At 60.3% G+C, this 11,727-nt stretch carries 12 protein-coding genes and 1 tRNA gene; 11 read left to right on the forward strand and 2 right to left on the reverse strand.

Going from position 1 to position 11,727, the window contains the following annotated elements; all coding sequences use genetic code 11:
* Positions 1-1,820, reverse strand: a 1,820-nt coding sequence (locus tag WC683_16850) for a glycoside hydrolase family 57 protein (GenBank protein ID MFA4974278.1), incomplete at its 3' end; no start/stop codon positions are given.
* 24 nt (positions 1,821-1,844) lie between these two features.
* Positions 1,845-3,071, reverse strand: a complete 1,227-nt coding sequence (gene glgC, locus WC683_16855; GenBank protein MFA4974279.1) for a glucose-1-phosphate adenylyltransferase — start codon at positions 3,069-3,071, stop codon at positions 1,845-1,847.
* A gap of 290 nt (positions 3,072-3,361) precedes the next feature.
* Here glgC and WC683_16860 point away from each other — a divergent pair, with 290 nt between their 5' ends.
* The 11 genes from WC683_16860 to WC683_16910 form a co-directional block, all read left to right on the forward strand.
* On the forward strand, positions 3,362-4,876 hold the full coding sequence (locus tag WC683_16860) for a hypothetical protein (GenBank protein MFA4974280.1): 1,515 nt from the start codon (positions 3,362-3,364) through the stop codon (positions 4,874-4,876).
* 66 nt (positions 4,877-4,942) lie between these two features.
* On the forward strand, positions 4,943-6,337 hold the full coding sequence (locus tag WC683_16865) for a hypothetical protein (GenBank protein ID MFA4974281.1): 1,395 nt from the start codon (positions 4,943-4,945) through the stop codon (positions 6,335-6,337).
* A 136-nt stretch (positions 6,338-6,473) separates the two neighbouring features.
* On the forward strand, positions 6,474-7,340 hold the full coding sequence (ispE, locus tag WC683_16870; protein MFA4974282.1) for a 4-(cytidine 5'-diphospho)-2-C-methyl-D-erythritol kinase: 867 nt from the start codon (positions 6,474-6,476) through the stop codon (positions 7,338-7,340).
* Positions 7,341-7,364: 24 nt separating this feature from the next.
* Positions 7,365-7,655 carry a septation regulator SpoVG gene (gene spoVG, locus WC683_16875; protein MFA4974283.1) on the forward strand — a complete coding sequence of 97 codons (291 nt, stop codon included), beginning with the start codon at positions 7,365-7,367 and terminating at the stop codon, positions 7,653-7,655.
* Positions 7,656-7,723: 68 nt separating this feature from the next.
* Positions 7,724-7,797 (forward strand) — tRNA-Gln (locus WC683_16880).
* A 37-nt stretch (positions 7,798-7,834) separates the two neighbouring features.
* A complete protein-coding gene (locus WC683_16885) occupies positions 7,835-8,785 on the forward strand; it encodes a ribose-phosphate pyrophosphokinase (GenBank protein MFA4974284.1) in 951 nt (316 codons plus the stop codon).
* Positions 8,786-8,818: 33 nt separating this feature from the next.
* Positions 8,819-9,568, forward strand: coding sequence for a 50S ribosomal protein L25 (locus WC683_16890; GenBank protein MFA4974285.1), 750 nt, complete (start codon positions 8,819-8,821; stop codon positions 9,566-9,568).
* Between the two features lie 5 nt (positions 9,569-9,573).
* Positions 9,574-10,131, forward strand: a complete 558-nt coding sequence (pth, locus tag WC683_16895) for an aminoacyl-tRNA hydrolase (GenBank protein MFA4974286.1) — start codon at positions 9,574-9,576, stop codon at positions 10,129-10,131.
* 66 nt (positions 10,132-10,197) lie between these two features.
* Positions 10,198-10,668 (forward strand): 30S ribosomal protein S6, encoded by a 471-nt coding sequence (gene rpsF, locus WC683_16900; GenBank protein ID MFA4974287.1) that lies wholly within the window; start codon positions 10,198-10,200, stop codon positions 10,666-10,668.
* Between the two features lie 57 nt (positions 10,669-10,725).
* Positions 10,726-10,953, forward strand: a complete 228-nt coding sequence (gene rpsR / locus WC683_16905) for a 30S ribosomal protein S18 (GenBank protein ID MFA4974288.1) — start codon at positions 10,726-10,728, stop codon at positions 10,951-10,953.
* An 8-nt stretch (positions 10,954-10,961) separates the two neighbouring features.
* Positions 10,962-11,727 (forward strand): DUF2232 domain-containing protein (locus tag WC683_16910; protein MFA4974289.1); only part of this gene is annotated, 766 nt, incomplete at its 3' end.

An 11,727-nucleotide genomic window follows, 5' to 3' on the forward strand; every position in this document is an offset into this window, starting at 1 on the left:
TAGAACGCCTGTTCGTTGAAGCCGAAGGATATCGCCTCGAACGGGTCGATGGAGCTCTGGGCCATGGCGCCGCTGGTCCTGCCGTGCACCGTCATGCGCGCGGCGTTCGCCCACTCGAAGAAGGAGGTGTCCATGCCGTTGATGGTCGGTCTCACGAAGCCGGGGGGCTTTATCAGCGCGGCCCTCTGGTCTTCAAAGCGATAGATCGGCTCGAAGAGGAAGAGGGGGACCTTTTTTCCGAGGAAGATGAACGCGTTCTTGATGTGCGAGCGGAAGATGCGGTCGAAATCCCCCTTGAACGCGGAATCGAAGTCTTCGTCGAACCACCAGAACCAGTCGCTGCCGCATGCGGCCATGAACGAGTCCAGGGCGTTGGCCGAGTTCTCGTCGCGCGAGGCCGCGCTCAAGGACTCTCCCAGTTCGTCCATGGCGCGGCGCAGGTAGTCCCATGCCTGGTTCTTCTGCGGTTTTCCGATCCAGATGTGGAAGTTGGCGTCGATCCAGGAGCCGGAGTGGAGCTTCTCGATCTTGTGCTTCGGCGGGTTGGCCTCGATGTATTCGCGGAGCTTCACGGTGGGCAGCCCCTCCGCTTCGATCGTGCTGAAGAGTGAGCGGAGGAACTCCTTGCCGGAATCCGGATAGTATTCCCACGGATTTTCGCCGTCTAGGATGATGGTGACGAGTTTTTTCTCGTCGGCCTTGGCCGCTGCGGAGTCTATCCTTCTCAGGTGGCCCATCAGGTCTTCGACCGCCTCCGGCGCCGTCTTCCGGCTGTAGACGAAGCCGATGAGGTCGGAGAGCCCGTGATCGCGGAACACGATGCCGACGCTCTTGCCGTCGTGGGTCGCGAGGTACGGCCTGTGTTTATCCACGGACCTGGTCTCCGGGAAGGAGCAGGCCAGCACCATGTCGTCGGTGGCTATCCATTTCACGCCGGCGTCGGCCAAAAGCGGGATCATCTCGGGGCATACGCTCCCCTCCGACGGCCAAAGGCCCTGGGGTCGCGCCCCGAACCAGCGCTCCATGGAGTCGAGGGCGCGATTTATCTGCAGCCCTGCGAACGCCGGGGCGGAGAAGCGCTGCGGGAGCTTGGCCTTCGGCATCGACCTCTTCGCGATGTCGGTGTCGATGAGCAACGGAAGTATCGGATGATAGTAGGGGGTCGTCGAGATCTCGACGTTCTGCGACGACGAAGCGTCCCTGATCTCCTGTATCAGATTGCGCAATATCCTCTTCTGCGCATCGAGCACGAAGGCCTTGTCCTGCTCGGTGAGGTGCCTGCTCTCCAAGAGCATCCTCTCCAGCTCGGGTATCTCCTCGCGAGCGGCGAATCCGAACCAGACGAGGTTGAAGAGGACCTGCAGGTCCCGGTAGTCCTGCGAGGAGAAGAAACGCACCGCCTGGTCGAAGTCCACGATCGACGGGTCTTCGCCCAGCCTGTCGCGAAGCTTCTTGTATATGCCGCAGGGTTTGATTTTCCTCTCGGTGTTTGCGGAGAAGAAGTGGCGCAGCAGGAATATCTTCTGCTGGGTGGTGAGATCGTCGGCCGGCACGAGCGTGTGCTCCAGGAACGCGTCGGACGCCCCCTCCTCAGTGTATGCCAGGAGCTGTCTCACGAGCGACGGGACGAAGTTCACGACGCCTTTGACGTTCGGGAACTGTTTGTAGAGCTTCAGCATGTCGTAATAGGAGTGGGTGCCGTGCAGGCGGACCCAGGGCATGGTGCACTCGCCGCTCTTCATGTCGCGATAGAATGGTTGGTGCATGTGCCAGACGAAAGCGAGGGAGATGTTCCTCATGGGTGCGGTTTTTTCGGTCATATCGCGGCGCTCATGTAGTAGGCGTCAGACCGTCGCGCCCTTGGGAATCACGACGATGCCCTCGGGGGAGACGGTGAACCTCTTGCGATCCTTCTCAAGGTCGTAGCCGATCGTCGCGTGAGGCGAGATCACCACGTCTTTGTCGATCACAGCGCGCCTGATCTTGGCGTATCTGCCCACGTTGACGTGGTCGAACAATATGCTTTCCTCGATCTGCGAGAAGCTGTTCACCCTCACGCACGGGGAGAGTATGCTCCGGTCGATCTTTCCGCCGGAGATGATCACGCCGTCGCAGACGAGCGAGTCGGTCGCCATGCCGATCCTGTCGGACTTCTCGTCCGAGAAGACGAACTTCGCGGGAGGGTCGGACTCGCGCGCGGTCTTTATGGACCACGCCCTGTTGTAGAGGTTGAAGATCGGCGATACCGATACCAGGTCCATCGAGGCCTTCCAATATCCGTCGATCGTACCTATGTCGCGCCAGTACCCGCGTTCCTGAGGGTTGGCTCCGGGCACCGGGTTCTCCGCGAAATTGTAGGCCATCACCTTTTTGTTCTTGAAGAGCGCCGGTATGATGTCCTTTCCGAAGTCGTGCGCGGAAGCATCGTTTTCCGCGTCCCTCCGCACGGCCTCAATCAGGACCTCCGTCTTGAAGATGTATATCCCCATGGAGCAGAGCGACATCTTCGGGTTGCCCGGCATGGGCGGCGGGTCTTTGGGTTTCTCCTTGAAGTCGGTAACCTGCCAATTTTTGTCGCAGTCGATTATCCCGAAGGACCTGGCCTCCTTGAGCGGCTGCGGGACCACCGCGATGGTGATGTCCGCATCCGTCTTCTCGTGGAACTCGATGAAGTGCAGGCAATTCATGCGGTAGATGTGATCGCCGCCGAATATGAGCACGTTCTCCGGTCCCGAGTTGAATATATGGTGCAGATTCTGGAATACGGCGTCCGCGCTCCCCTTGTACCAGTGGGAGCCGACGCGCATTTGGGCCGGGACCGCGTCGATGAAATGGTCGAGCAGGGCCGGCAGGTGCCAACCCCTCTTGAGGTGGCGCAGGAGCGAGTCGGCCTTGAACTGTGTGAGCACGAGGATGCGGAAGAGGCCGGAGTTCACTATGTTCGACAGCACGAAATCGATGATGCGGTAATGGCCGCCGAACGGCACCGCCGGCTTCGCCCGCTCGTCGGTGAGGGGTCTTAACCTTTCGCCCTGGCCGCCAGCCAGGACTATGGAAAGGACAGGTTTCAAGAGGGCCCCCTCTCATTTGGTAAGAGATCAAAGAAGGCATTGTAAATAGTGGAGCAGGCCGATTAATGCAAGAAAAACATATATTTTGCTGATTTGAGGGGTTTTGTCGGCGAATCCTCCTCAATTCCGAGCATTGGACGGGAAAAACAGCATATCTAGCCGAAAATACGTTGAAACTCCTGGCCTCCGGCTGGTATTGGTCGATGTGCGCCCGTTGGGTTCTCGTAAAAAGCGCGCAACATATCCTGAGTTCGACCGATCATATAAGTAAGTAAGAAACGGAGACCCCCATGGCCATGATAGATATTGCAGGGAAGTTCTATGATGCATTTGTCAGGGAGCCGGTCAGCTTCTGGACCGGAAAGGATGCGGATAAGGTGGAGCCGCTCGATGCGCTCCCTGTATACGCCGGAGCCGCGCTCTGGCCGCTGGCCCTTCTTAGCATAGCCGGTTGCAGCGATGACGGCTCGGGAAAAACAGGGGATGCGGGCGGCGACAGCGACGTGGACGGAGACTCGGACGCCGACACTGACGTTGACAGCGGGGTGGACGCCGGGGGTATTCCGGCGGATCCCTGGGAGAGGGAGGGCTTCAACGGCAAGTTCGTCGAGTGCAAGAACGGGACTACCTGCACGGTGATCGACGTGGACATCTATCAGGAACAGAGCCCTGACACCGTGCACCTCATGACAGGGTACCCGCACAACCGCAAGGTGACCGCGAATCTCGTCTCGGGCTTTCCGATGAGCTCCCCGACAGTGAACTACGGCAGCGGCGAGCAATTCGACATCCAGGCGATCTACAACGGATGGGGCGAGATCCATTCCAAGAACGTGAGCAGCATGTCGGAAGGTTTCCTCGTCCCGTTCGAGACCTCCAAGCCGATCTCAGAGACCGAGGTGAATGAGGCGATAGGCCTGGCGAGCATCGACGAGCTGGGCGATGTCACCTATTCCCTCGTGGACGAGGTTGGCGTCGAATCGGCGCCTGACGCGGGCGCGCCGTTCGAGACCGGGACCGCGCATCCCGTGACGGTCGGCGCGGGCGTCGAGCTCGGCGGTAAGTTCTTCGTATCCGCTTCGGAGGAGGTCACCGGCGACGGCATGCTCATGGCGTTCGACATCAACGAATGGGGCGCGATAGGCGACCCCCCTGACTCCTATCTGGGCTACATAGCGACCTCCGGGAGATATCCCGCTGCTGTGGCGGCGATGGGTGAGAGCTCTGTGGCGGTCCTTAACACAGAGGGTGATGACGGCGCATCCATAGACGTAGCGAATATTGAGAGCGCGTCGATCATCGGTCATGTCCCCCTTGCGGATTATCCAAATGCCGTGGCGCTCAATGAGTTGCCGATCAGCGATGACGGCGAATATGCGGTGGTCGCCGTGGGTTCGTCCGGGGAAATGTCGACCCTGCTCTTCGTGGATATGGATCTCATGTCCGTGGTCGGGTCCGCCGAGTTCTGCGAGGGCGCCGACGTGCGTGACATCGTCCTTTTAGGCGGCAAGGCGTACGTGAGCGTTGAGGGCGCGTACTTGGGGCACGATGACGACGACGACGGGACCACCGGAAAGGTCGCAGTGGTGGACTTTGCGGATCCGACTGAGCCCATCATCGAGAGGCTCATAGACGTGGGCTTCGATGTGGGGTCCATAGGCGTCCACGAGTCCGGAATAGTTTACGTGGCAGTGACTGATCGGTGGTGGGAGGTGCCGGGCACTGCCGAGAATCCATGGTCGTATATCGTCGCTTTTGACCCGGCCAAGGTTACGGACGATCGGGTCGCGGCCAGCGTTTTTTGAGCAATTGAGTGGCGGCAACCGGTTCTGGTGCTGTATGATCGGCGCGTCAGGGGATCAGGAGGGCAGATGCTTCCGTTAGTGGTGTTCGGCGTGGTGCTTGGAGTCGGGGCGTTGGCGAGCGCATGTTCCGGTTCGAACGACGATGACTCCGGCGTAGTCGACACAGACACGGATACGGACGTAGACACTGACACCGATACGGATACGGACACGGATATCGATACAGATACAGATACTGACACCGATACGGACACGGATATCGATACAGATACAGATACTGACACCGATACAGATACCGACACTGACACCGACACCGACACCGATACCGATACGGATCTCTGCGTCAGGGACGGTTTCAACGCGCAGTTCTTCGAATGCTCCTACGATAGCGAGGAGGGTTCCGTCCTGGACCTCGACGCCTCCGGCGATACGCTGACGTTCTTGTCGACGTTTCCATTGGACAACAGGGTGGGTCGGATAGATATAAGTTCGTCCGATCCGCTGAACGCAGCCTCGGAAGAATATTACGACAGCATCGACGATGCGTACTCGGGCACGGACGACCTCTCTCCTGTCCAGGTCGTGACGCTCGAGGGGGGCGAGTTCTTCGTCCCATTCGCGAACTCATCCCTCGAATCAGGCGTCTCCGTCTACGACCCCTCCGGCACGATCCTGCAGTCGGAGCTCTTGAGCACCATAGTGATAGGCGGTTATCTCTACATCGATCCCGTGGAGGTGAAGTCTGGGCTGACCCTGGACGGCAGTTTCTACCTGGCGACAGCCGACGATGCCACCGGCACAGGTCTCATGTTCCCCTATGCGCAGGCTGCCGACGGCACCCTCGACCAGGGCGACGTCGACTTCCCTGTCTTCGCCTCGGGCGACTACCCGGCAGCCATTGAACACCTGAGCGGCGACCTGGTCGCGATGCTGAATTCCGAAGGCGATACGAACGCCTCCATCGACATCATCGACACTGCGGAGGTCGATCCGGCGGACGCGGTGGTGGGGACGATAGGGCTCAGCGCCACGTGCGCCGATCTCCTCTACGAGCTCAAACTTACGGAGGACAAAACGTACGCGATCGCGGCGTGCGATCTTTCGTGGCTGCATTTCGTCAACATGACCGCCGAATCCGAGGTCGGGACGCTGAACCTGGCCGCTTACGGCGAGATCAAAGACGTGGCGATCCTGGACGACATCGCTTTTGCGAGCGTGGACAGCGGCGCCCTGATTCCGGACAGCGGCAAGGTCGTCATGGTCGACTTCTCCAACCCCTCCGCTCCAACGGTGGAGAGGGTCATCGACGTGGGCCACGGCCTCGGGGCAGTAGCGGTCCACTCTTCGGGTACGGTCTACGTGGTCGCAAAGAGCTGCTGGGGCGAGGCGGTGGACGACTCCTCGCTTCAAAGGCGCGTCATCGCCTTCGACCCGGCGCTGGTGACCGTCGACAACATTTGAGAGCACCTCTAAAAACCTCCCTTTTGTCATTCCCGCGAAAGCGGGAATCCAGACTGGATCCCCGATAACACCACTCGGGGATGACATTTGATTTAGTCCTTGGAATTTAGACTCCTTTCAGGTTAGCACTCCCCGCATGTCGAAGATCCTCGTCAAGGCCCCGGCAAAGGTCAACGCCCTGCTCCGCGTTCTCTCGGGCAGGTCCGACGGCTATCATGAACTCGAGATGGTGATGGTCCCGCTCACGCTCTGCGACGAGATCGCGCTCACCGCCACCACGGGCGGTGTTGCCATATCCATCGACGGTCAGGCGGATGCCGGCATGTCGGGGGAGAAGAATCTGGCGTGCAGGGCCGCGCGCGCGTTCATCGAGGCGGCCGGCGTGGATGCGGGCGTGAATATCGAGCTCGCCAAACGCGTCCCGATCGCAGCGGGGTTGGGCGGGGGGTCGAGCGATGCGGCCGCAGTGCTCCGCGGGCTCAATACGCTTTTTGGTACAGGGCTTACCGCAGACAGGCTCGCGGGGATCGGAAAGGCGCTTGGCGCGGACGTCCCTTTTTTCTGCCACGGGAGGCCGGCCTTCGTTGAAGGGATCGGTGATCGTGTATCGGTTTACACGAGCTTTCCCAAGTCTTCGTATTTACTGGTTAATCCAGGGTTCCCGGTCTCGACCCCCTGGGTCTATAAACAATGGGATTTGCAGTTGACTATGAAACGACCCGATGCTAGGGTCCGCCCGCTTTTTCAGGTATTTAGCGATGTTATCGCGTTTCTCCACAACGATCTCGAGCAGGTGACGATTCCGGCGCATCCGGAGATCGAGGTCATAAAGGGCGCTCTTTTGAAGGCAGGGGCGGCCGGTGCGCTCATGTCGGGCAGCGGGCCGACCGTATTCGGCGTCTTTGAGGATCAAGAGGCGCGCGACGAAGCTCACGCGCGGCTTTCGCACGAAGGTTGGAAGATCTACAGGGCTGAAGCCATGCTCGATCCCGAGTTTGTCTAGGGAGAGAGGCTTTGGGAGGGGGAGATGGAGATCACCGACGTTCGCGTTTATCCTGTGGAAGAGGAGAAGCTCAAGGGCTACGCGACGATCACGTTCGACAACTGCTTCGTTGTCCGCGACGTGAAGATTATCTACGGCCCGAAAGGGCTCTTCGTCGCGATGCCGTCGAAGAAGAGGAAGGACGGGACGTACCGCGATACCGCTCATCCGCTCAATATGGAGATGCGGAGCTTGATCGAGAACAGGGTCCTCGGCGTCTACAAGGATGAGCAGAAGAGGGGCTCGATCGGTGTGGGCGTGAAGATCGAGGAGTGAGGCGGGCGTCAGCAACGCGTCGCTTCGCCTGCGGCGCTTCACGGACGGCGCTTCACAAAATGCCATTTTGGGGCGTCGACAAGCGGTAAGTCACCAGCCTTTGGAGCTGGCATCGGAGGTTCGAATCCTCCCGCCCCAGCCAAAAATCGGCGCAGCCGATAAACGAATGTGAGGTCGACATGTTCGGGAACAACAACTTGGTGCTGTTGGCTGGAAACTCCAACAAACCCCTGGCCGAGGCCATCGCCGGATCGCTAAAAAGCAAGCTCTGCCAGGCGAAGGTCACGAAGTTCTCGGACGGCGAGACCTGGGTGGAGATCGAGGACAACGTCCGCGGTGCGGACGTATTCGTGATACAGTCTACCTCCCACCCGGCCAACGACCACATCATGGAGCTGCTTGTGATGGTCGACGCGCTGAAGAGGGCGTCAGCCGGCAGGATCACGGCCGTGATCCCGTACTACGGTTACGCTAGGCAGGACAGAAAGGTGAGCCCGCGCACGCCGATCACATCCAAGCTCGTCGCTGATCTCGTCACTGCCGCAGGCACGGACAGGGTCCTCACGGTGGAGCTGCACGCGGGCCAGATACAGGGTTTCTTCGACATCCCTGTGGACCATCTGTTCGCAAAGCCCGTGCTGCTGGAGTATCTCAAGGACCGCTTCCCGTCCGACCACCTGGTGATAGTGGCGCCGGACGCGGGCGGGGCCGAGAGGGCGCGCTCGTTCGCCAAGCACCTGCACTCTCCCATGGCGATGATAGACAAGCGGAGATCTAAACCCAACGAGAGCGAAGTCATGCACCTCATCGGCGACGTGAGCGGGCGCAACGCCGTGATAGTGGACGACATGATCGACACCGGCGGGACGATGGTGGAGGCGGCCGACTCGCTCCTCGCGAACGGCGCCACCGGGGTCTTCGCATGCTGCACGCATCCGGTTCTCTCGGGCCCCGCGATATCGAGGCTCAACGACTCCAGGATTCAGGAGTTGATCGTGACGGACACTGTGCCGCTGGGCGATAAATCCGACAGGTGCAAGAAGATCCGCGTGCTGTCGGTGGCAGGGCTGCTGGGCGAGGCGATCAAACGGATACACGATTCCGATTCGGTCTCATCTTTGTTTGTCTAAACTCTTGGTGAAAGTTGGCATTGAGGAGGAAGCATGGAGAAAGTATCGTTGACAGTGGAGAAGAGGGAGCCGGGCAAGGGTCCGGCCAAACGGATGCGCTCCACCGGGATGGTCCCCGGGGTGCTCTACGGCAAAAAGCTCGAGCCTGTCTCGATCAAGGTCAAGGCGCGTGAGTTGGAGGGTGCGACCAAGACCAAGGCGGGCATGAATGTGATCGTCAACCTCACGGTCGAGGGGATGGATTCCGGGCTCGCGTTCATACGCGGCTATCAGGCCGATCCGTTCACCCGCGGTTTCACGCACGTCGATTTCCAGGCGATCAGCATGGACCAGAAGATCGAGGTCGAGATCCCGATCGTCGTCGTGGGCGAGTCCAGGGGAGTGAAGGAGGGCGGAGTGCTGGAGCAGGCGCGCCGCACGCTGCACGTCCGGGCGCTTCCCGACCGCATACCCGAGAAGATCGAGGTGGACATCACGGATCTCGACATCGGCGACAATATACACGCCAAGGATCTGAAGCTTCCCGAAGGCGTGGATTTCCCGACTGCCATGAATTACGCGATCCTCTCCGTCGTGCCTCCTGCCAAGGAAGAGGTGGCGGCGGTTGTGGCGCCGGTTGAGGGCGAGGTCGCGGCCGCAGTCGAGGGCGCTGCCCCTGCTGAGGGCGCTGCCGCACCTGCGGCGCCGGGCGCCGAGGGGGCGGCTGGCAAACCCGCTGCTGCGGGCAAGCCTGCTGCCGGAAAACCTGCTGCGGGCAAGCCGGGCAAGGAAGAGAAGGCATAGGACAGGTGAAACTGATCACCGGGCTGGGAAATCCTGGCCGCTCTTACGCAAGGCATCGCCACAACGCCGGCTTTTTCGTGATAGACGAGCTTGCGAAGCGGCATGGCATAAAGCTCGCAAAGCGCTCCTTCGGGGCGTTGACCGGCAGCGGGGCGGTGGGCAAGGAGTCGGTGCTCCTCGCCAAGCCGATGCAGTACATGAATCTCTCGGGCGGGCCGGTGAAGTCGCTCCTTGGATATTTCAGGCTGGGGCCGGATTCGCTGATCGTGATTCACGACGATCTCGACCTCGATCCGGGCCGCATCAAGCTCACGAGGAGTTCGGGGCACGCGGGCCACAACGGGGTCCGCTCTATAATAGATGAGCTGGACACGAGCGACTTCATAAGGGTGAGGCTCGGGATAGGAAGGCCCCCCGCAGGGATTGACGGCGCGGATTACGTGCTGACTTCTTTTAAAAAGGATGAAATGGAGGCGGCGGCCGCGGCGGTCGCCCTTGCAGCGGACGCCGTCGAGACTATCCTCGAACAGGGGCTGGCTGCGGCGCAGCAAAAATACCACTGATTGTGCAATGACTCCTTAGTCCCGGGATGGTCCCGGGGCTTCTGAAATGAACCGAAAGGAGGATTCATGAGGGAGTATGAGACAGTAGTTATCACCCGCTCGGACCTTGCGGAATCGGATCTCAAGCAGATCCACGAGAGGAGCAAGGCATTCATCGAGAAGCGGGACGGGCGCCTCTTCTACGCCCGGGACATGGGTCGGCGCAACCTCGCCTACCCGATCAAGAAACAGACGAAGGGCCTCTACACCTGTTTCGATTATGCCTCGACCGGAAACGTCGTGAGCGAGATCGAGCGCAGCCTTCGCCTCGACGACAACGTGCTTCGTTTCCTCACCGTGGTGAAGAACGAGAACGTGGATGTCGAGGCGCGTGCAGCGGAGATCGTCGCCAGAGGCGAGGACGTGGCTGCGCCGGTCGAAGAGACCCCGCTCAGGCGCGAAACCCGATTTGAATTCGAGGGTGCGGATTCGTCCGAGGGCAGGCCGGGCCGCGAGGATCGGGGCGGATACGCCGAGAAAAACAGGAGGGAGGAATAACCCATGTTCAGAGACAAGAAGAAGACATTCAAAAAGGGCTTCAAGAAGAAGGCCCGCATGATCAGCAGGCCCAGGGTCTGCCGCTACTGCGCAGACAAGAAACTCACCATCGATTACAAAGACGCCAGGCTTCTCACGATGTTCACGACCGAGCGCGGCAGGATCATCCCGCGCAGGATCTCGGGCTGCTGCGCCAGGCATCAGCGTGAGCTGACGACCGCTATAAAGCGCGGCCGTATACTCGCCTTGATACCTTATTCGGCGACGCAGGTTTCCATGATGTGAGGTCTTTGATGTCGCATGTGGTCGGTCAATTAAAAGCTGTGGCGATCGGGTCGTTTGTCTCGATCGCTCTCTTCTTCAGCGGCCTCCTCACGTTCGTGACGCCGTTGCCGATCCTCTACGTCTATCTGGTGAAGGGGAGGATCGCAGGCGCGATGACGGCGGCGGTGGCTTTGACTGGGGTTGTTGCGGCCTATTTCTTTTTCATGCCTCAGTTTGCCGCGACGGAAGGGGCTCTCTCCTATTTTCTGATGCCGGGTCAGGGTTTTTACGGCTATCTGCCCTCGGAGCTCATCCGTCTCGGCGGGACCGGCTATTTCGTGTTCTTCGCCGCCGTAGGGATTGCGCTTGCGGAGGGCGCGCGCAGGAAATGGGACGTCCTCAAGTGGGGCGGGGTTGCGCTGATCGCAGGTATCTGCGTGTTGGCGGCATTGGCCGTGTTGTCGCTCCACTTCGGAGTCGATCAGACTCTCGGAGGCATCCGCTCGTATCTGCTCAACGTGTTCGGCGAGGTGGCGCGGGTCAGCGAAGAGTCGGGGGAGGTCTCCACTCAGGTCGCCTTCCTGGTCGACCGCGCGGCCGACGCGGCGGATCTGTTCGTCCGCGTGCTGCCGGGCCTCGCGTTTGCGATCGCGGTGCTGACCGTCGCGATCAACCTCATCGTGAGCCGCAGGATAGTGAGAGGCAAACACTCGTTTGCGCACGTGCACAACATCGCCAGGTTCAGGGTGCCGGACGTCCTGATATGGGGCGTGATCGTAAGCGGCGTCGCCTTCT

This window comes from bacterium (genome assembly GCA_041648665.1).
Lineage (GTDB): Bacteria > UBA10199 > UBA10199 > 2-02-FULL-44-16 > JAAZCA01 > JAFGMW01.

Coding starts and splice junctions, on each gene's coding strand:
- WC683_16860 (MFA4974280.1), top strand. CDS start 3,362: ATGGCCATGATAGATATTGCAGGGAAGTTCTATGATGCATTTGTCAGG.
- WC683_16865 (MFA4974281.1), top strand. CDS start 4,943: ATGCTTCCGTTAGTGGTGTTCGGCGTGGTGCTTGGAGTCGGGGCGTTG.
- ispE (MFA4974282.1), top strand. CDS start 6,474: ATGTCGAAGATCCTCGTCAAGGCCCCGGCAAAGGTCAACGCCCTGCTC.
- spoVG (MFA4974283.1), top strand. CDS start 7,365: ATGGAGATCACCGACGTTCGCGTTTATCCTGTGGAAGAGGAGAAGCTC.
- WC683_16885 (MFA4974284.1), top strand. CDS start 7,835: ATGTTCGGGAACAACAACTTGGTGCTGTTGGCTGGAAACTCCAACAAA.
- WC683_16890 (MFA4974285.1), top strand. CDS start 8,819: ATGGAGAAAGTATCGTTGACAGTGGAGAAGAGGGAGCCGGGCAAGGGT.
- rpsF (MFA4974287.1), top strand. CDS start 10,198: ATGAGGGAGTATGAGACAGTAGTTATCACCCGCTCGGACCTTGCGGAA.
- rpsR (MFA4974288.1), top strand. CDS start 10,726: ATGATCAGCAGGCCCAGGGTCTGCCGCTACTGCGCAGACAAGAAACTC.